Consider the following 20,397-nt stretch of genomic DNA (forward strand, 5'->3'; position numbering starts at 1 on the left):
ATGTGGCAGCCACCCACGCCTTCTGGCTCGCCGGCCGCCAGGCCACCGGCGAGGACACCTTCGACGTCAGCTCGCCGTGGGACGGGCGGCTCGTCGGCAAGGTGAGCGTGCCGACCGACGCGCAGGTCGAGGAGGCCGTGGCCGCCGCGCACGCCGTCCTGGACGAGTTCGCCGCCACCCCCGCCCATGTCCGGGCCGCCGCCCTCGACCACGTGAGCAAGCGCCTGGTCGAGCGCACCGAGGAGATCGCGCAGCTGATCTCCGCCGAGAACGGCAAGCCCCTGAAGTGGGCGCGCGGCGAGGTCGGGCGGGCCGTGTCCGTGTTCCGGTTCGCTGCCGAGGAGGCCCGGCGGTTCAACGGCGGCGAGGCCCAGCGCCTCGACACCGACCTCGGCGGCCAGGGCCGGCTCGCCCTCACCCGCCGCTTCCCGAAGGGCGTCGTGCTCGGCATCGCGCCCTTCAACTTCCCGTTGAACCTCTGCGCCCACAAGATCGCCCCGGCCATCGCCGCCGGTGCCCCGATCATCCTGAAGCCGGCTCCGGCGACCCCGCTGTCCGGCCTGATCATCGGCGACCTGCTGGCCGAGACCGAGCTGCCCGCGGGCTCCTGGAGCATCCTGCCGGTCGCCAACGACAAGATGCCCGCCCTCGTACAGGACGAGCGCCTGCCCGTGATCTCCTTCACCGGCTCCGAAAAGGTCGGCTACGCGATCATGGACTCGGTGCCGCGCAAGCACTGCACCCTGGAACTGGGCGGCAACGGCGCGGCCGTCGTCCTCGCCGACTGGGCGAGCGACGAGGATCTGGAATGGGCCGCGACCCGCATCGCCACCTTCTCCAACTACCAGGGCGGCCAGTCCTGCATCTCCGTGCAGCGGGTCATCGCCGACGCCTCGGTGTACGACCGGCTGCTGCCGCGCGTCGTCGCCGCCGTCGAGGCCCAGGTCACCGGTGACCCGAGCGACGACAAGACCGACGTCGGCCCGCTGGTCAGCGAGGACGCCGCCCGGCGCGTGGAGACGTGGGTCCAGGAGGCCGTGGACTCCGGGGCTCAACTGCTCACCGGCGGAAAGCGCGACGGCGCCTCCTACGCGCCGACCGTCCTGGCCGAGGTTCCGGCCGGTGTCACGCTCTCCTGCGAGGAGGTCTTCGGGCCGGTCCTCACGGTGCAGAAGGTGAACGGCGAGGCCGCGGCCTTCGCCGCCGTCAACGACTCCAAGTACGGCCTCCAGGCGGGCGTGTTCACCCACGACCTGCAGACCGCCTTCCGCGCCCACCGCGCCTTGGAGGTCGGCGGCGTGGTCATCGGCGACGTGCCGTCCTACCGCGCCGACCAGATGCCGTACGGCGGCGTCAAGCAGTCCGGTGTGGGCCGCGAGGGCGTGCGGTTCGCCATGGAGGACTACACCTACGAGCGGGTGCTGGTCCTCACCGGCATCGACCTCTAGCCACCCCCTAGCTTATGGAAACCATTTTCATATAGGCTCTGCGAAGGGGCCCGGCACCGATGCCTTCCGGTGCCGGGCCCCTTCTCTGCGCCGGCCTGCTCCGGACCCTCAGCCGGAGAAGCCGACGTGCGCGAGCCGCAGCGGGCCGCGCAGCCTGAGGTGCACGTCGTGGACGCCCGCGGCGACGACGGACGCGCCGAGCGTGACGTAGTCGTACGGACCCGATGTCGGTGAGGCGGGAGACAGCACCGCGAGTGCCTGGCCGCCGTCGAGGGAGAGCTCGACCGTGCCCTCGCCGGCCACCTCCACCGTCACCTCGGAGACGCCCCGCCCGAAGTCACAGGCGCGATAGACCAGTTCGCCCGTCGCCGTGCCCGCCGGTGTCACCGCGTCGCCCGAGACCTTCGTCCGGTCGACGATCTCGATGCCGCTGTGCTCGTCGAACCCGGCCGCCGGGAGGCCGTCCGTGACGACCGCGCGCGGCAGGGCCGGCTCACCGTCGAGCGTGAGGGTCGTCCGCAGCCGGACGTCCTCGCTGGACGCCCCGGCCAGCAGCTCGTACCCGCCCGGCTCCACGCGCCACCGGTCCTGGGCCACGTCCCAGAACCCGAAAGCGGTCAGCGGGACTTCGAAGCTCAGCTCGGCCGTGGCCCCCGGGGCGAGGGTGACACGGCGGTGGTCCAGCAGCTCGCGGCGCGGACGCGGCACGGACGCGTCGACGGCCCGGGTGTAGAGCTGGGCCACCTCGTCGGCCGTGACGTCACCGGTGTTGGTGACGGAGAAGGAGACCCGCACCGTCGTCTCCTCGGCCCGGGCCGTCAGGTCGCCGTACGCGAACGACGCGTACGACAGGCCGTGCCCGAAGGGGAACAGGGGCGTCCCCTCGAAGTACAGGTACGTCTGGCGGGCGCCGATCACGTCGTAGTCGAGGAGGCCGGGCAGGTCGGCGTCGTCGGCGTACCAGGTCTGCGGGAGGCGCCCGGCGGGGGAGACGTCACCGGCCAGGACGCGGGCCAGGGCGGTGCCGGCCGCCTGGCCGCCGTGCGCGCTCCACAGCACCGCCGGGAGCTCGGCGGGGTCGACGGCGTACGGGTAGGCGGAGACCAGCGCCAGCACGGTGGCCGGGTTCGCCGCGCGGGCCGCCCGCAGCAGCCGCTCCTGCTGTTCCGGCAGGCGCAGAGTCGTACGGTCCTCGGTCTCGCGCCCGTTGATGTACGGGTCGTTGCCCGCGACCACCACGACCACGTCGGCCGCCGCGGCGGCACGCGCCACCGCCTCCTCGCCCCGCTCGGCGACGACCAGCTCGAAGACCTCGGGATCTTCGTCGGCAACCTTCACGCCGTCGGCGGAGACAGACACATGGCGACCCGTCCCCAGGTGCTTCAGGAGGTGCCCGTTCCCGTGCGGTTCCAGCCGGAACGTCTCCTGCACGATCCAGCCGCCCGGCTGGTCGGCGGAGGCGCGCAGGTAGCCGTCGTCGGCGACCGAGAGGTAGCGGCCGTCGGGGGCGCGCAGGGTCAGGACTCCCTCGCCCCAGTCCGCGAGCGCCAGTTCGGTGCCGCCGGCGTCGGTCGTGAGCGCGGGCAGGTCGGTGCGGCCCGTGAGCAGTGCCGGGTCGAGGGCGCCCTCGGCGCCGCGCACCTCGGCGGCGGCCCCCTCGGCCACCGGCACGTGCAGGAACGCGCCCGCGGAGGTCTTCAGCCGGACCCGGTCCACACCCTCCGCGAACTCCACCCGCTCCGCGCCGAACCGCTCGTACAGGCCCTCCAGCGGGGTCGAGCGGTGGATGAGCGTGCCGCTGTACCAGTCGAGCTTGCACTCGTCGGCGAGCAGCCCGACCACCGCGATGCGAGTGTCGGGGGCGAGCGGCAGCACCCCGTCGTTCTTGAGCAGCACGACCGCCTGCTCGGCGGCCTCCAGGGCGAGGGCGCGGTGCGCCGGGGTGTCGAACTCGCCGGTCGCGTCGTGCGGGTCGTACTCCGGGTCGAACTCGCCGAGCCGGAAGCGGACCGAGAGCTGGCGGCGGACGGCCGTGTCGAGATCGGCCTCGGTCAGCAGACCGCGCTCCAGGGCGCCGCGCAGCCGCCCGGTCATCTGCGAGGAGTCCGTGCCGTGGTCGGTGAAGCTGTCGACGCCCGCGACGAGGGAGGCGGCGGTGGCCTCCTCGTGGGTGTCGAAGTAGTGCTCGGAGTCGACCAGGTTGCTCGGCGCGCCCGCGTCCGAGCAGACCAGCAGGTCCTCTTCCGTCCAGGTCCGCAGGTGCTCGGACAGATACGGGGAGACGTGGTTGGGACGGCCGTTGACCAGGTTGTACGCCGGCATCACCCCGGCCACCGCGCCCGCCTCGACGGTCTCGCGGAAGGCCCGCAGGTCGTACTCGTGCAGCACGCGCGGGCGCACCGAGCTCGACGTCGTGGAGCGGTCCGTCTCGTTGTTGTGGGCCAGCCAGTGCTTCAGCACGGGCGCGGTGCGCCAGTAGGTGGGGTGGTCGCCGCGCAGACCGCGCGTGTAGGCCGTGGCGATCGCCGAGGTGAGCTTCGGGTCCTCCGAGTAGCCCTCCTCGTTGCGGCCCCACAGAGGGTGGCGCAGCAGGTTGACCGTCGGGGCCCAGACGTTGAGGCCGACCCGGTCGTCCTTGGCGCGCATCGCGCGGATCTCCTTGGACACCGCGTCGCCGACGCGCCGCACCAGCTCCGGGTTCCAGGTGGCCCCGAGGCCGACCGCCTGCGGGAACACCGTCGCCGGGCCCATCCATGCCACGCCGTGCAGGGCCTCCTGGCCGGTGCGGAAGGCGGCGACACCGAGCCGCTCGACCGCGGGCGCGAACTGATGCAGGAACGCGGTCTTCTCCTCGATCGTGAGCCGCGACAGGAGGTCGTCGATCCGCTTCGCGAACGACAGGCGCGGATCGCGGAACGGCGGCATGGGCGGCGGGTGTGCGGTCACGTGGGAATCCCTTTGCGATGGAGCGGCAAGGCCCTTTCGAAGCGCTTCGATGCTCGATCGGCGCAGGGGTGGGTGTCAAGACACCTCGGCGCAACAACTCCGAGCTTCGGGCGGCATTCCAACGGCCCACGAGAGCCGCACGCGCTCGTGCACACCTCGGAGGAATCTTGGAATCGCCCCTTGTGCACCCCTGGGTGTTCACTTAACCTCGCAGCAACATCGAAGCGCTTCGACTGTGAAGTCCGCCACCCGGTGGTGCACATTCCGCGTCACGCGTCGGAGTATCGCTTCGGCTCAGCCAGTTCCACTCGAGACACCGCAGCCGACGGCCCTCCGCCGGGTGTCCTGGTGCGCCATGAAGGGTTGACGCAATGACGCCGAACGCCGCCTCCGCCTCCTCCGGACCGAGCCGGAGAAGTTTCCTCGCCTCCACGGCGGTCGCCACCGCAGCCGTGGCCGGCGGGGTACCGCTGCTCGCCGCCTGCGGCGGGTCGGACAGCGGTTCGAAGGACGGCACCACGGCCGGCAAGAGCGCCAAGAAGCTGCTGCCGGCCTACGTCGCGAGCAACGTGGTCTCGCCGGACATCCCGTCCAAGAACGGCTCGGCCATGGGCTTCACCAGCAAGCTCAGCCTGGCCGACCTCAAGGGCTCGGTGCCGAAGAAGCTCGGCAAGGGCGGCTCCATCAAGATCATGTCGCCGTTCTGGGGCACGCCTCCGAAGGGTGACAACGCCTACTACAAGGCGATGAACGACCTGATCGGCGTCGACATCACCTGGCAGAACCAGGACGGCATGACCTACGACGAGAAACTCGGCGCGGTCCTCGCCTCCAGCGACCTGCCGGACGTCGTGGTCATCCCCAGCTGGAACATGGGCGGCAAGATACCCAGCGCCATCATCAGCAAGTTCGCCGACCTCGGCCCCTACCTGTCCGGGGACGCGGTCAAGAAGTACCCGAACCTCGCGGCCATCCCGAGCGGTGCATGGCAGTACTCCATCTTCGGCGGCAAGCTGCGCGGCCTGCCCCAGCCCGCCCCCTCGGTCAACGGCATCGTGCCCTTCTACCGCAAGGACATCTTCGACAAGGAGGGCTACGAGCTCCCCAAGTCCCCGGACGAGTTCCTCGCCCTCGCCAAGGAGATCACCCGGTCCAAGTCCAAGGTGTGGGCCTGCGACGACATGAAGTGGTCCGCCTTCAACTTCTTCGGCGTGCTCTCCGGCAGCGAGAAGCCGCTCGGCTGGAACCTGGCCGACGGCAAGATGATCTACCGGGTCGAGACCGAGGAGTACCTCGAAGCGCTGGAGTGGACGCGCAAGCTGTACACAGCGGGTGTGGTCCACCCCGACGCCAAGGCGGTCCAGGGCACGGCGGGCGACCGTTTCACCGCCGGCCAGGTGCTGATCTACAACAACAACATCTCGGACTGGTGGGGCAAGATGGCCGAGCAGGCGGGCCAGAACAACGACTTCCGGATCTCCGGCATGGACATCTTCGGCGCCGACGGCGGTGACCCCACCCTGTGGGCCGGCTCGCCCGCGGGCATCTTCGCCTTCGTCAGCAAGCGCGCCTCCAAGGCCGTCGTCGAGGACATCCTGGCCGCCGCCAACGTCACCGCCGCCCCGTACGGCACCAAGGAGTACATGCTCACCAACTACGGGGTGGAGGGCACGCACTACACCGTCAAGGACGGGGTGCCCACCAAGAACGACAAGGGCAACCAGGAGGTCGTGAACGCCTACGTGATGCTCGCGAGCCCTGCCCCGACCATCGCGCACCCGGATTTCCCGGACATCGCGAAGGAGCAGGTGGAGTGGCAGCAGCGGATGGGCGGCTTCACCAAGAAGTCCACCTTTTGGGGCATGCAGATCACCGAGCCGACGCGCTACACCAACCTCTCCAACGACTTCGAGCAGCTGGAGGACGACGTCGTCCGCGGCCGCAAGAAGATCAGCGATGTGCAGCAGGCCGTCTCCGACTGGAAGAAGCAGGGCGGCGACAAGCTGCGGGACTGGTACCAGAAGCTGCACGACACCAACGGTTCCGCGCAGTGACCCGGCGCTGAGGCAAGGAGAAATCCGTGTCCAACAGCACGGTGCCTCGCAGCAGGGCCGAGGCGGAGACCACCGAGACGGCTTCCCGGGCGGCGGACGCCACCGGGGAGCAGCCGGGGAAGAAGAAACTTTCCGGCAAGCTGAGCCTCAGGCTGCGGTTGCGCCGCGACCGCACGCTGATCCTGATGACCCTGCCGGCCGTCGCGCTGGTCCTGGTCTTCAACTACATACCGATCCTGGGCAATGTCGTCGCTTTCCAGGAGTACGACCCCTACGTCAGCTCCAACGGCTTCGTCGCGATGCTGGAGAGCCCCTGGGTGGGCGTCGAGCAGTTCGAGCGGATCTTCGCGGACTCGGCGTTCTGGGACGCCGTACGGAACACGCTCGTGCTGTTCGGCCTTCAGCTGGTGCTGTTCTTCCCCATCCCGATCGTGCTCGCGCTGCTCATCAACAGCGTGATCAGGCCGCGGATCCGGGCGGTGTCGCAGGCGATCCTCTACCTGCCGCACTTCTTCTCCTGGGTGCTGGTGATCACCGTCTTCCAGCAGATCTTCGGCGGAGCGGGCATCATCGCGCAGACCCTGCGCCAGCACGGCTACGAGGGCTTCGACCTCATGACCGACCCCGGGATCTTCAAGTTCCTGGTGACGGCCGAGGGCGTCTGGAAGGACGCGGGCTGGGGCATCATCGTCTTCCTCGCCGCACTCGCCTCCGTGAGCCCCGACCTGTACGAGGCGGCGGCCATGGACGGGGCCGGGCGCTGGCGCCGGATGTGGCACGTCACGCTCCCCGCGCTGCGGCCCGTGATCGCCCTGCTGCTGGTGCTGCGGGTCGGTGACGCGCTCACCGTCGGCTTCGAGCAGATCCTGCTGCAACGCGACGCGGTCGGACCGGGGGCGGCGGAGGTTCTCGACACCTATGTGTGGTGGAACGGCGTCCGCAACCAGGACTTCAGTTATGCGGCTGCGGCCGGACTGATCAAGGGCCTGGTGAGTGTGGCGCTCGTCCTCGCCGCGAACAAGGTGGCCCACTTCATGGGCGAGCAGGGGGTGTACAAGAAGTGACCGCCGTCATCGACAAGGCCGCCCTCGACGAGGCGGCGCGCGAACCCCGCTGGTGGGAGGCTCCGCCGAGGCCCGTCTGGGAGGACGAGCCCGGCAAGGCCGGCCTCGCGGGCAAGGGCATCGTGCTGGCCGCCGCCTGCCTTGCGGTCCTGTTCCCGCTGTGGATCGTCATCGTCACCAGCCTGTCCTCGAAGCAGACCATCAACGCGGCCGGCGGGCTCGTGGTGATCCCGAAGGACATCACCTTCATCGCCTACCAGGAACTGCTGAGCGGCGGGCAGGTGACCCGGGCCGCCATCGTCAGTGTGTGCGTCACGCTGGCCGGCACGGTGTTCTCCATGACGGTGTCGGTGCTGGCCGCCTACGGCCTGTCCCGCAGCGGGTCGCTGGGTCACCGCTGGCTGCTGATGACGCTGCTCGCGACGATGTTCTTCGGGGCCGGGCTCATTCCGACGTATCTGCTGGTGCAGTCCCTGGGCCTGACCGACACGTATCTCGCGCTGATCCTGCCGAGCGCGGTGAGCGTCTTCAACATCCTCGTGCTGCGCGCGTTCTTCATGGGCATCTCGCCGGAGCTCATCGACAGTGCGCGCATCGACGGGGCGGGAGACTGGCGGATCCTCTGGCAGATCGTCCTGCCGCTCTCGCGGGCCGTCATCGCGGTGATCACGCTGTTCTACGCGGTGGGGTACTGGAGTGCCTGGTTCAACGCGTCGATCTATCTCAGTGACCAGAGCATGATGCCGCTGCAGAACGTCATGATCCAGCTGGTGCAGAAGCAGGAAGCGCCGGTCGGGGTGAGTCAGGCGATCAAGACCGGGCAGATCTCCGCGCTCGCGATCCAGATGGCCGTGATGGTGATGGCGTTGCTGCCGGTGGCCGTGATTTCGCCGTTCGTCCAGAGGCATTTCAAGAAGGGCATGCTCACGGGGGCCGTGAAGGGCTGACCGTAGGGCCGTCCGTCGTTCGTCGTCCGCGGCTGCTTCGTGGCTTGCCGCGCAGCTCCCCGCGCCCCTGAGGGCACCCACTTTCCCCTCTTGCAAGAACCGAGGTATGTCATGAGCACGTTTCACCTCAGCAGACGTTCCGTGCTGGCCGGGACCGCTGCCGTCGCCGCGGTCGTCTCCCTTCCGGTCGCTCAGGGGCACGCCGGCGCCGTCACACCCGCGGCCGCCGCGAAGAGCGGATACCGCTGGCGCAACGCCGTCCAGGGCGGCACCGGATTCATCACCGGCGTGCTGTTCCACCCCTCCGTACGCGGGCTCGCCTACCTCCGTACCGACATCGGCGGTGCCTACCGCTGGGACGACCGGACCGACCGGTGGACCCCGCTGACCGACCACATCGGCTGGGACGACTGGAACCTGCTCGGCGTCGAGGCCATGGCCGTCGACCCGGCCCATCCGAACCGGCTGTACCTCTCCCTGGGCACGTACGCGCAGTCCTGGGCCGGCAACGGGGCCGTGCTGCGGTCCGAGGACCGGGGTGCCACCTGGAAGCGCACCGACCTGACCGTCAAGCTCGGGGCCAACGAGGACGGGCGCGGATGCGGTGAGCGGCTGCTGGTCGATCCCCGGGACAGCGACACGCTGTGGCTCGGCACCCGGCACGACGGGCTGCTCAAGTCCACCGACCGGGGTGCGACGTTCAAGGCCGTGAGCTTCCCGGCCGCGCCCAGCGCCACGGGCCAGGGCGTCACCCTCCTCGTCGCGGCGGGCCGTACGGTCTACGCCGGCTGGGGCGACTCCGACGGCACGGCCGGCCGGCCCAACCTGTACCGCACCGCCGACGGCACGACCTGGGAGGCCGTCCCCGGGCAGCCCACCGGCACCGCCGCCCGGGTGCCGATCCGGGCCGCGTACGACAAGCACACGCGCGAGCTGTACGTCACGTACGCCAACGCCCCCGGCCCCAACGGGCAGTCCGACGGCAGCGTGCACAAGCTGCACACGACGAACGGGAAATGGACCGAGGTCACGCCGGTGAAGCCCGGCGGGCCGACCGATGACGGCGGGACCGACTCCTTCGGTTACGGCGGTGTCGCCGTGGACGCCCGTCGCCCCGGGACCGTCGTCGTCTCCACCAACAACCGCTGGTCGCTGATCGACACCCTGTACCGCACCACCGACGGCGGTCGCACCTGGAAGTCCCTGAAGGACAAGGCCGTCCTCGACGTCTCCGAGACGCCCTACCTCACCTTCGGCGCCGACGAGCCCAAGTTCGGCTGGTGGATCCAGGCCGTCGGGCTCGACCCGTACGACTCCCGGCACGTCGTCTACGGCACCGGCGCGACCCTCTACGGCACCCGCGACCTCAAGTGCTGGGCCCCGCAGATCCGCGGTGTGGAGGAGGCGTCCATACGGCAGCTGATCTCGCCCCCGACCGGTCAGGCGCACCTGCTCAGCGGCTCCGGGGACATCGGCGTGATGTACCACGAGCGGCTCACGGCGTCCCCGTCGCGCGGCATGGCGTCGAACCCGGTGTTCGGCACGGCGACGGGCCTGTCGCTGGCCGCGGCCAAGCCGTCGTACGTCGTGCGGGCCGGGTGGGGCGACCACGGCAACGGCGCCTGGTCGAACGACGGCGGCAAGACCTGGGCACCTTTCAAGGCCCAGCCGGACGTCGCCAAGTCCGCGCCGGGGCCGATCGCCGCCAACGCCGACGGCAGCGTGCTGCTGTGGTCCTTCGGCACGGCCAACCCCGGCTACCGCTCGGCCGACAACGGCGGCACCTGGTCCGAGGTCGCCACCTTCCCCAAGGGCGCCACGCCGCTCGCCGACCCGGTCGACCCGACCCGCTTCTACGCCTTCGACACCACCACCGGCACGCTCCACGCCAGCACCGACGGCGGCCGGAACTTCACCGCGCGGGCCACCGGCCTGAACTCGGGCGACACCGAGTTCCAGCTGACCGCCGCCCCTGGGCGCTCCGGCGACCTCTGGCTGAGCCTCAAGTGGAACGGGCTGTACCGCTCGACCGACGGCGGCGCGACCTTCACCAAGGTCGCCAGCTGCTGGGCCTCGTACACCCTCGGCTTCGGCAAGGCCGCCGAGGGCGCCTCCTACCCGGCGATCTACATGGTCGGCTCCACCGAGACCATCACCGCCGTGTACCGCTCGGACGACGAGGCGAAGACCTGGACGCGGATCAACGACGACCGGCGCCAATGGGGCTGGATCGGCGCCGCCGTCACCGGCGACCCGCGCGTCTACGGCCGCGTGTACATCGCCACCAACGGACGCGGCGTGCAGTACGGGGAGCCCGCCTGATGCCCGAGAGGAATCGGCCCGGCCTGAGCGACGCCACCCGGGGCCGTCTCCTCTTCGGCGGCGACTACAACCCGGAGCAGTGGCCCGAGGAGACCTGGCACGAGGACGTCCGGCTGATGAAGGCCGCCGGCGTCAACTCGGTCACCCTCGGCGTCTTCTCCTGGTCGACGCTCGAACCGGAGCCGGGAGCACGGGAGTTCGGCTGGCTGGACACACTGATGGACCTGATGCACGACAGCGGCATCGGCGTCGTCCTCGCCACGCCCACCTCCTCGCCCCCGCCCTGGATGGGCCGGCTGCACCCCGACACCCTGCCCGTCACCGAGGACGGCCGCACCGAGTGGTGGGGCGGCCGGCAGCACTTCTCGCACTCCAGCGCCACCTACCGGCGCTATGCCGCCGCCATCACCGAGGACCTGGCCGCCCGCTACGGCGGCCACCCGGCCCTGACGATGTGGCACATCAACAACGAATACTGCACCTTCGACCACGGCGACGAGGCCGCAGCCGCCTTCCGACGGTGGCTGCGCGAGAAGTACGGCACGCTCGACGCCCTCAACGAGGCCTGGGGCACCGCCTTCTGGAGCCAGGGCTACGACACCTGGGACGGCATCCTGCCGCCCCGCCTGCCGCACTACATGCGCAACCCCGGCCAGGTCCTGGACTTCCGCCGCTTCACCTCCGACATGCTCCTGGAGTGTTACACCGCCGAGCGGGACATCGTCCGCCGGCACACCCCGCACCTGCCGGTCACCAGCAACTTCATGCCGCTGTGGTTCGGGCAGGACGCGTGGCGCTGGGCGCAGGAGGAGGACGTCGTCTCCGTCGACCTCTACCCCGACCCGCGCGACCCCCTCGGCGCGCAGAACGGCGCCCTGGTCCAGGACATGACCCGCTCCCAGGCGCGCGGGCCCTGGATGCTGATGGAACAGGCGGCCGGGCCGGTCAACTGGCGGGGCGTGAACCACCCCAAGCCGCGCGGCCTCAACCGGCTGTGGTCCCTCCAGGCGGTGGCCCGGGGAGCCGACGCCGTCTGCTACTTCCAGTGGCGGCAGTCGCGGCAGGGCGCGGAGAAGTTCCACTCCGGCATGGTCAGCCACGCGGGGGAGGAGGGCCGGACGTACCAGGAGGTCAAGCGGCTCGGCGCCGACCTGGAGCGGATCGCGCCCGAGGTGAGCGGCCGGCACATCACCGCGAACGTCGCCGTCCTGCACGACTGGCACGCCTGGTGGGCCGGCGCCCAGGACGGCCGCCTGTCCAGTCAGGTGGAGTACCCGGACGTGCTGCGCGCCTGGCACCGCGCCCTGTGGCAGGCGCACCTCACCACCGACTTCGCCCACCCCGAGCACGACCTGACGTCGTACTCGCTGGTCGTCGTGCCCCAGCTGTACGCCCTCACCGACGCGGCGATCGACAATCTCCTCGCCTACGTACGGCAGGGCGGCACCCTAGTCTGCGGGTTCCAGACCGGCGTCGCCGACCAGGACGACCGTGTGCGCCCCGGCGGCATGGACGCCCGGCTGCGCGACCTGTTCGGCATCCGCACGCTGCACGAGTGGTGGCCGCTGGACGCGGGGGAGACCGTCGCCTGTGAGGGCTTCCGGGGCACACTGTGGTCCGAGGAGCTGGAGGGAGACGGCACCGCCGAGGAGACCGTCCCGTACAAGGGCGGCGAACTCGACGGACTGCCCGCCGTCCTGCGCAAGGGCCGGGCCTGGTACGTCTCCACGCTTCCGGAGCCCGAGGCGCTGCGCGGCCTGCTGGCCTCGATCGCCGGGGGCGTGGACGTCCGGCCGGTGCTCGACGGCCTCCCCGAACAGGTCGAGGCCGTGCGCCGGGGCGAGGTGCTGTTCGTGCTCAACCACGGCCGGGAGCCGGTGACCGTCGAGGTGCCCGGCACCCACCGCGACCTGCTGACCGGGGCGGACGTCACCGACCGGGTCACCCTCGGCCGCTACGAGGCGGCGGTGCTCCGGCCATGACCGCCTCCGCTCCCGTCCACGGCACCTGGGAGCCGCACCCGGCCGCCCGCTGGGAGGACGCCTTCCTCAGCGGCAACGGCCGGCACGGCGCCCTGGTGTTCGGTGATCCGCACGCCGAGCGGGTCGTCGTCACGCACCACACCCTGGTGCGGCCCAACGGCCGGGACCCCCGCCCCCCGCAGCTCGCCGGCGACCTGGCCGCGCTCCAGGACCGCCTCCTGGCGGGGGACACCGGAGCCGCCGAGGATTTCACGGACGGCCGCCCGCACCAGTGGGTGCAGCCCTTCCACCCCGCCTTCCAGGTCCGGCTGAACCGGCCCGCCGACGCCGGTCACGACTATCGCCGTGACGTCGACTTCACCACCGGCGTGGTCAGTGCGGCCTGTGCCGGCTGGACCGGCCGGGTCTTCGTCTCCCGCGCCGACGACGTGATCGTCCAGCACGTCGGCGGACCGGGCCTCACCCTCGACGTCGACCTGGACCCCCGGCTGCCCGGCGCTCCCGCCGGACTGGGCATCGGCCACGGAGCCGTCCTCACCCCCGAGGGCGCCCTGCTCAGCCTGCGCGCCCGCTACCCGGACAGCGACCGGGCCTGCACCGGCGTCACCCAAGTCACCGTCACCGGCGGCACGACCACCCTCGTGCCCCCGGGCGTGCACATCGAGGGCGCCCGGTCCGTGCTGCTCCTCACCCGGGTGCACCGGCACACCGGCGAACTCGACGTGGTCGCCGAGGGCCGTGCCCTGCGCGACCTGCCGACCGAGTTCGACGAGCTCCTCGACCGCCACCTCGCGCTCCACCGCACCGCCTACGACCGCGTCACCCTCGACCTCGCCGCCGACCCCGCCGAACGGGCCCTGCCGGGCTCGGAGCTGCTCAAGCAGCCCCGCAGCGCCGCCCTGCTGGAACGCCTCTTCGCGGCCGGGCGCTACCACCTGCTCTGCGCGAGCGGCCTCTTCCCGCCCCGCCTGACCGGACTGTGGACCGGCGACTGGAACACCGCCTGGTCGGGCGCGTTCACCAACGACGCCAACCTCAACCTCCAGACCGCCTCGGCTGCTGCCGCCGCCCTCCCCGAGGTCACCGAAGCCCACGCGAACCTGATCCGGCGACAGCTTCCCGACTGGCGCGACAACGCCCGCGCGATCTTCGGAGCCCGGGGCGTCGTCGCCCCCGCCCACACCGACGGCGAGTCCGGCCACTCCTACCACTACAACCGTGAGTACCCGCTGCACCTGTGGACCGCCGGCGCCGACTGGCTGCTCAAGCCGCTCGTCGACCACGACGAGACCCACGGCACCCGCGACCCGCGCACCGCCGCCGCACTCGCCGAAGTCGCCCTGTTCTACGAGGACTTCCTCACCAGGACGGACGAGAACGGCGACCTCGTCGTCGTCCCCTCCTACTCACCCGAGAACCGGCCCGCCAACGCGAGCTGGGGCACCCTCAACGCGGCCATGGACCTCTCCGCGGCCCGCCACGCCCTGCGCACGGCCGCCGCCTACCACCCGGGCCCCGACGCGGACCGCTGGAACGCCCTCGCCGACCGGCTCCCGCCGCACCGGATCAACGAGGACGGAGCCCTGGCCGAATGGGCGTGGCCCGGCCTCACCGACTCCTACGACCACCGGCACCTCAGCCACCTCTACGGCGTCTGGCCGCTCGACGAGATCACCCCCTACGACACCCCCGAACTCGCCGCCGCCGCACACCGCGCCCTCGAACTGCGCGGCGCCGAGAACGACTCCGCGCACGGCCATCTGCACCACGCCCTCATCGCGGCCCGGCTCCGGGACGCGGGCCGCGTCGCCCACGCCCTCGGCCAGGTCCTGGACGGCGACTTCTTCCACGCCTCCCTGATGAGCGCCCACTACCCCGGCCGTGACGTCTACAACGCCGACGCCGCGCACACCCTGCCCGCCGTGCTGATCGAGATGCTCGTCCAGTCGACCCCCGACCGGCTGGTCCTGCTGCCCGCGCCGCCGGCGGCGTACCCCGAAGGTGCCCTGCGCGGGGTGCGCACCCGGTTCGGGGCCGAGCTCGACCTCACCTGGACGCGGGACGGCGCCCGCGCCGTCATCCGGCCCGGCCGCACCCACCGCGTCGAACTGCGGACTTCCTCCGGCGCAGAATCCCTCCACCTCGTCGCCGGAGAAGACCACGTCCTCGCCCTGAGGGCGTGGTAGTTCCCCCCACCCCCCCCCACCCATGGAAGGGACACCATGGCATCACGCACGCTGAGCAGGGTCACCAAGGCCCTGCTGGCTCCCGCCCTGGCACTCGGCGCCACCATCGGCCTCGCCTCCGCCCCCGCCTCCGCCGCCGTCTGGAACTCGTGCGACCAGTGGGGCAACACCAGCCTCAACGGCTACACGCTCTACAACAACATCTGGGGCGGCGGCGCCGGCAGCCAGTGCATCTGGGCCAACTCCGGCACCAACTGGGGCGCCTGGGCCGACCACCCCAACACCGGCGGGATCAAGTCCTACCCCAACTCCAAGAAGGTGATCAACAAGTCGATCACCTCCCTGTCCTCGCTGACCAGCAACTACAACGTCAGCGTCCCGTCGTCCGGCGCGTACAACACGTCGTACGACATCTGGGACACCGACTACGACTACGAGATCATGCTCTGGGTCAACTACAACGGCGCCGTCGGCCCCATCGGCACCTCTCAGGGGTCCGTCACCCTCGGCGGTCACACCTGGAACGTGTACAAGGGCAGCAACGGCAGCAACGAGGTCTTCTCGTTCCTGCGGACGTCCGACTCCAGCTCCGGCAGCGTCAACATGCTGCCGATCCTGAAGTGGATCAAGGACACCAAGAAGTGGATGGGCAACGAGACGATCGGTGACGTGCAGTTCGGCTACGAGATCACCTCGTCGTCCGGCGGGCTGAACTTCACCACCAACAACCTGACGGTCAGCAGCAGCTGATCCGTCGCGGTGGCCGGGGCCGGCCGTGCCGTCAGGCGCGGTCGACCTCGGCCCGCAGCACGTTGTACTCGGCGAAGGCCGACTCGACCCGGTCGCGCGTCAGGCCGTAGCGGGACAGGTCGTAGGTGTGCTTGCGGGCGCCCTTGGGGCGGGCGACGGCCGCGGGGAGCCGGGCCGCGTCGGCCCCGGTCCACGGGGCGCCGACAGCGGCGTAGAGCTTCGGGGCGCCGGTCGTGGGATCCGAGCCCAGCCAGGAGTACGGGGCGTCCACCAGCTGCTGCGCGGGGATGGCGGCCCGGGCGGCGAGACCGCGCGTCATGGCCCTGCTCAGCAGGCCCAGCCAGGTGGCGCCGATGCCGGTCAGGTCGACGGGGCGGGTGCTGACGGCCATGCCGTGCTCGATCAGGGAGCAGAAGGACGCCACGACGGTCACCGGGTCGCGGTGGCACCACACGATCGTCGCGTCGGGGAAGACCGTCAGCAGCGCGTCCAGGTTCTCCAGGTGCATGGGGGACTTCAGCATCCAGCGCCGCCGCGGACGGCCGTACTGGAGCACCTGGTAGACCTGCTTGAGGTACCGGTAGTCGGCGGTGAAGTCGCGCTCGCAGTGCCAGGCCAGGTACTCGGGGATCCGGGCCTGGGAGAACGGCATCAGGGCGTGCGGCAGGGCGAAGGTGCACTCCTCGGGGCCCTCGGCGGCCATCGCGTGGATGTCACGGAAGCGCGGCGCGAACAGGTCCGTGCCCTGCACCATCCGGCGCCCGGCCGTGACCGCCTTCCGTCGCTGCCGGGGCGGCAATTCCAGATCGGGCGTGAGCAGTTCCCACAGCGAAGGACATCGGTGTTCGTCCGAGATCGACAGCACCGAGTGCGTGACCGTGGTCGCGGTGCGCGGCAGCCCCACCACGAACACCGGCTTCTCGATCGGCTCCCGCTCGATCTGCGGATGCTCGGCGATCAGCCGCCGCACCCGCGCCCGGTTGGCGAGCTGGCGCCGGACGTGCCCCTGGGCGGCCTGCCAGCCGACCGGGGTGAGGTGCTCGGCCTTCGCCCACCAGCCCAGCAGGGCCCGGAAGTCGTCGACGAACTCCCGGTCTCCCGGCGCCTCCCCGGCCTCCACCACGATGCGGTCGAAGATCCGTCCGGGGTCCCTGCGGGAGCCGAAGGCGGGCCGCAGTGCCAGGTTGGCGAGGGTGAGGGCGATCGGAGACGAGGACACGCGGGAAACCTACCCTCTTGAACTTGCCTTGAGTGGACCGAAGTTGGACGGGCAGGCGAAAGGGGATGGCCGGAAGACCTCCATCGGTCCGGCCACCCCCTTCGACGCGGCTACTCCGCTACAGGCAGCCGCGCCCCGTCCCGCAGGAAGAGCGGGATGCGGTCCAGCGGGGCGTCGACCGTCACGGCCCGGCCGCCCTCGTACGTCTCACCCGTCCAGGCGTCCGTCCAGGACGCCCCCGCCGGCAGGTACGCCGTGCGGGCGGTGGCGCCGGCCGTCAGCACCGGGGCGACCAGCAGGTCAGGGCCGAACAGGTAGGAGTCGTCGACCGACCAGGTCGCCTGGTCGTCCGGGAACTCCAGGAACAGCGGCCGCATCACCGGCAGGCCCTCCTCGTGGGCCGCCCGCATGACGTCCAGCACATACGGCTTCAGCCGCTCGCGCAGCCGCAGGTACCGCTCCAGGATCGTCCCGGCCTCCTCGCCGTACGACCACACCTCGTTCGGGCCGCCGGTCATCTCCGGGCCCAGCGGCATGCCCGGGTCGCGGAAGCCGTGCAGCCGCATCAGCGGGGACAGCGCGCCGAACTGGAACCAGCGGACCATCACCTCCCGGTAGGCCGGGTCGTCCGGGTCGCCGCCGTGGAAGCCGCCGATATCGGTGTTCCACCACGGGATGCCCGACAGGGCCGTGTTCAGGCCGGCCGCGATCTGGCGGCGCAGGGTCGGGAAGTCCGTGCCGATGTCACCCGACCACAGGGCGGCGCCGTAGCGCTGACTGCCCGCCCACGCCGAGCGGTTGAGGGTGACGATCTCCTCCTCGCCGGTGGCCGCAAGGCCCTCGTAGAACGTGCGGGCGTTCTCCGCGGGGTAGGAGTTGCCGACCTCCAGGCCCGGGCCCGCCCAGTAGCGCAGGTTCTCCTGGAAGCCCGGCTTCAGCTCCGGCTCGCAGGCGTCCAGCCAGAACGCCGTGATGCCGTACGGGTCGAGGTAGTTCTCCTTCACCTTCGACCACACGAACTCCCGGGCCTCCGGGTTGGTGGCGTCGTAGAAGGCCACCTGGACCGTGGAGGCGACCTCCTTGTCGGGCCAGTCGGCGTGCGCCATCGGGCCGTACTGGGTGCCGATGAACCAGCCGCGCTGTTCCAGGACCGGGTGGTTCTCGCTCAGCGGCGACACCGACGGCCAGACGCTGACCACCAGCTTGATGCCGAGCTCCTCCAGCTCGCGCACCATCGCCGCCGGGTCCGGCCACTCCTTCGGGTCGAACTTCCAGTCGCCGAGGTGCGTCCAGTGGAAGAAGTCGCAGACGATCGCCGAGATGGGCAGCCCGCGCCGCTTGTATTCCCGGGCCACCGCCATGAGTTCGTCCTGGGTGCGGTAGCGCAGCTTGCACTGCCAGAAGCCCGCCGCCCACTGAGGCAGCATCGGCGTCCGGCCGGTGACCGCGCTGTAGCGGCGCTGGGCGGCGGCCGGTTCGCCCGCCGTGATCCAGTAGTCGATCTGCCGCGCCGAGTCGGCGACCCACCGGGTGCCGTTGTGTGCCAGCTCCACGCGGCCGATCGCCGGGTTGTTCCACAGCAGGGTGTAGCCGCGGCTGGAGGTCAGCACCGGGATGCCGACCTCGGCGTTGCGCTGGACCAGGTCCAGCACCAGGCCCTTCTGGTCCAGGCGCCCGTGCTGGTGCTGGCCGAGGCCGTACAGCTTCTCGTCGTCGTAGGCGGCGAAGCGCTGCTCCAGACGGTGGTGGCCGTTGCCGACGGCCGTGTAGAGGCGGGAGCCGGGCCACCAGAAGTGGGCGCGGTCCTCGGCGAGGATCTCGGCGGAGTCCTCCGTCCGCAGGAAGCGGATCAGGCCCTCGGCGCTCACCTCGACGGTGAGCGCGCCGACGGTCAGCAGTCCCTGGCCGTCCTCGATCTTCACCGTCGACGGCGTGGCGGGAGCCTCGTCGAGCAGCGCGCCCGGGAGTCCTTCGAGGACCGGACCGCCGAGCCGGGCACGCACCCGGACCGCGTCCGGACCCCACGGCTCGATCCGGACGGTCTCCTGACGGCCGCTCCACTCCAGCGCGCCGCCCCGCTCGCGGAACGTGCCGACGGTGGGGGAGGACTGCGCCAGGCTCACCTGGGGCTGGGTTTCGGCAGGCTGATTCACGTGGCGTGCTCCTGTGCTCCTGGAGGAGTGCAGACATGGGGGTGCCCTCAGAGGAGGGCGGTGTTCACGACGGGTGGGGACGAGGGGCCTACGACCGGGTCGGCGCCGGCCCCGTGCTCCCCCGTGCCGTCAGCTCGGGCGCGATCAGCACGACCTCGTCGCTGCCCCGCCCCTCGAGCTTGGCGACCAGGTGGTCCACGGCGTGCCGGCCCATCTCCTGCGCGGGGATGGCGACCGACGTGAGCCGCACCGAGGCCTGCATCGCGACCTGGTCGGGGCAGATCGCGACCACCGACACGTCCTCCGGCACGGCCCGGCCCTGCTGCCGCAGCAGCGCGAGCAGCGGCTCCACCGCCGACTCGTTCTGCACGATGAGTCCCGAGGTGTCCGGGCGTTCGTCGAGGATCCGGGCGAGCGTCACCGCCATCGCGTCGTACCCTCCCTCGCACGGCCGGTGCAGCAGCCGCACCCCCAGCTCACGGGACCGGGACCGGAGTCCGTCCAGGGTGCGTTCGGCGAAGCCGGTGTGCCGCTCGTAGACGGCCGGGGCCTCCCCGATGACAGCGATGTCCTGGTGCCCCTGCTTGGCCAGGTGCTCCACGCACAGCGCACCTGTCGCCCGGAAGTCCAGATCGACGCAGGTCAGACCCGAGGTGTCGGCGGGCAGCCCGATCAGCACGGACGGCTGGTCCGTCGCGCGCAGCAACGGCAGCCGCTCGTCGTCGAGCTCGACGTCCATCAGGATCATCCCGTCGGCGAGCCCGCTGCCCGCCACGCGGCGCACCGCGTCGGGGCCCTCCTCGCCGGTGAGCAGCAGCACGTCGTACCCGTGGGCGCGGGCGGAGGTCGCCACGGCGATGGCGATCTCCATCATCACGGGCACGTACATGTCCGTGCGCAGCGGGACCATCAGCGCGATGATGTTCGACTTGCTGCTGGCCAGGGCACGGGCCCCGGCGTTCGGGTGGTACCCGAGCTCGCGGATGCTCCGCTCGACCCGCTGCCGGGTGTTCGCGGAGATGGACCGCTTGCCGCTGAGGACATAGCTCACCGTGCTCGCCGAGACTCCGGCGTGCTGGGCGACCTCGGCGAGGGTGACCATCCAGCTCTCCAAGCTCTTGTGAAGCGCTTCGACAATGCGCGTTGCTGATAACGGTGGGTGAGGGTGGTTCGACAGTAGCTCCAGCAGGAGTGGGTGTCCATAGGTTGTCGAAGCGCTTCGATACGGTTTTCCCGGAGCGCTCTCAGGGCAGGGAGTCGTCGCCGGGACGGCACCTCGATGCAACACCGTCGTCAGGCGCGCGACAAGTGCCGGGCGCGCTCCGC

The 20,397-nt window shown here is 71.0% G+C and carries 12 protein-coding genes; 8 read left to right on the forward strand and 4 right to left on the reverse strand.

The features are described from left to right. Positions 1-2: 2 nt before the first annotated feature. Positions 3-1,448 carry an aldehyde dehydrogenase family protein gene (locus tag CEB94_RS29340; protein WP_175437210.1) on the forward strand — a complete coding sequence of 482 codons (1,446 nt, stop codon included), beginning with the start codon at positions 3-5 and terminating at the stop codon, positions 1,446-1,448. 108 nt (positions 1,449-1,556) lie between these two features. Here CEB94_RS29340 and CEB94_RS29345 read toward each other — a convergent pair whose 3' ends face one another. Next, the gene (locus CEB94_RS29345) at positions 1,557-4,394 is read right to left on the reverse strand and encodes a glycoside hydrolase family 3 C-terminal domain-containing protein (RefSeq protein WP_175435032.1); all 2,838 of its coding nucleotides are present in this window, start codon (positions 4,392-4,394) and stop codon (positions 1,557-1,559) included. A gap of 371 nt (positions 4,395-4,765) precedes the next feature. Between CEB94_RS29345 and CEB94_RS29350 the strand changes: the two genes are divergently transcribed. The 7 genes from CEB94_RS29350 (at position 4,766) to CEB94_RS29380 (ending at position 15,699) form a co-directional block, all read left to right on the forward strand. Next, complete coding sequence (locus CEB94_RS29350) at positions 4,766-6,448, forward strand: extracellular solute-binding protein (RefSeq protein WP_175435033.1); 1,683 nt, start codon at positions 4,766-4,768, stop codon at positions 6,446-6,448. A gap of 26 nt (positions 6,449-6,474) precedes the next feature. Continuing rightward, positions 6,475-7,512 (forward strand): ABC transporter permease, encoded by a 1,038-nt coding sequence (locus CEB94_RS29355; RefSeq protein WP_175435034.1) that lies wholly within the window; start codon positions 6,475-6,477, stop codon positions 7,510-7,512. After that, positions 7,509-8,459: a carbohydrate ABC transporter permease gene (locus tag CEB94_RS29360; RefSeq protein ID WP_175435035.1), complete on the forward strand. Its 951-nt coding sequence runs from the start codon at positions 7,509-7,511 to the stop codon at positions 8,457-8,459. Before CEB94_RS29355 ends, CEB94_RS29360 begins: the two co-directional genes overlap by 4 nt. Positions 8,460-8,570: 111 nt before the next feature. After that, on the forward strand, positions 8,571-10,781 hold the full coding sequence (locus CEB94_RS29365; protein WP_175435036.1) for a sialidase family protein: 2,211 nt from the start codon (positions 8,571-8,573) through the stop codon (positions 10,779-10,781). After that, positions 10,781-12,763 carry a beta-galactosidase gene (locus CEB94_RS29370; RefSeq protein WP_175435037.1) on the forward strand — a complete coding sequence of 661 codons (1,983 nt, stop codon included), beginning with the start codon at positions 10,781-10,783 and terminating at the stop codon, positions 12,761-12,763. Before CEB94_RS29365 ends, CEB94_RS29370 begins: the two co-directional genes overlap by 1 nt. Continuing rightward, a complete protein-coding gene (locus tag CEB94_RS29375; protein ID WP_175435038.1) occupies positions 12,760-14,949 on the forward strand; it encodes a glycosyl hydrolase family 95 catalytic domain-containing protein in 2,190 nt (729 codons plus the stop codon). The genes CEB94_RS29370 and CEB94_RS29375 overlap by 4 nt, the downstream gene beginning before the upstream one ends. A 36-nt stretch (positions 14,950-14,985) precedes the next feature. Next, complete coding sequence (locus CEB94_RS29380) at positions 14,986-15,699, forward strand: glycoside hydrolase family 12 protein (RefSeq protein WP_175435039.1); 714 nt, start codon at positions 14,986-14,988, stop codon at positions 15,697-15,699. A gap of 31 nt (positions 15,700-15,730) precedes the next feature. Here CEB94_RS29380 and CEB94_RS29385 read toward each other — a convergent pair whose 3' ends face one another. From CEB94_RS29385 to CEB94_RS29395, 3 genes are all read right to left on the reverse strand, one after another. After that, complete coding sequence (locus tag CEB94_RS29385) at positions 15,731-16,918, reverse strand: sulfotransferase family protein (RefSeq protein ID WP_175435040.1); 1,188 nt, start codon at positions 16,916-16,918, stop codon at positions 15,731-15,733. 110 nt (positions 16,919-17,028) lie between these two features. After that, positions 17,029-19,071 (reverse strand): glycoside hydrolase family 31 protein, encoded by a 2,043-nt coding sequence (locus CEB94_RS29390; RefSeq protein ID WP_175435041.1) that lies wholly within the window; start codon positions 19,069-19,071, stop codon positions 17,029-17,031. An 88-nt stretch (positions 19,072-19,159) separates the two neighbouring features. Next, a complete protein-coding gene (locus tag CEB94_RS29395; protein ID WP_175435042.1) occupies positions 19,160-20,173 on the reverse strand; it encodes a LacI family DNA-binding transcriptional regulator in 1,014 nt (337 codons plus the stop codon). Positions 20,174-20,397 lie beyond the last annotated feature (224 nt).

It is taken from the genome of Streptomyces hawaiiensis (genome assembly GCF_004803895.1).
Lineage (GTDB): Bacteria > Actinomycetota > Actinomycetes > Streptomycetales > Streptomycetaceae > Streptomyces > Streptomyces hawaiiensis.

Coding starts and splice junctions, on each gene's coding strand:
- CEB94_RS29350 (WP_175435033.1), top strand. CDS start 4,766: ATGACGCCGAACGCCGCCTCCGCCTCCTCCGGACCGAGCCGGAGAAGT.
- CEB94_RS29365 (WP_175435036.1), top strand. CDS start 8,571: ATGAGCACGTTTCACCTCAGCAGACGTTCCGTGCTGGCCGGGACCGCT.
- CEB94_RS29370 (WP_175435037.1), top strand. CDS start 10,781: ATGCCCGAGAGGAATCGGCCCGGCCTGAGCGACGCCACCCGGGGCCGT.
- CEB94_RS29375 (WP_175435038.1), top strand. CDS start 12,760: ATGACCGCCTCCGCTCCCGTCCACGGCACCTGGGAGCCGCACCCGGCC.
- CEB94_RS29380 (WP_175435039.1), top strand. CDS start 14,986: ATGGCATCACGCACGCTGAGCAGGGTCACCAAGGCCCTGCTGGCTCCC.
- CEB94_RS29395 (WP_175435042.1), bottom strand. CDS start 20,173: ATGGTCACCCTCGCCGAGGTCGCCCAGCACGCCGGAGTCTCGGCGAGC.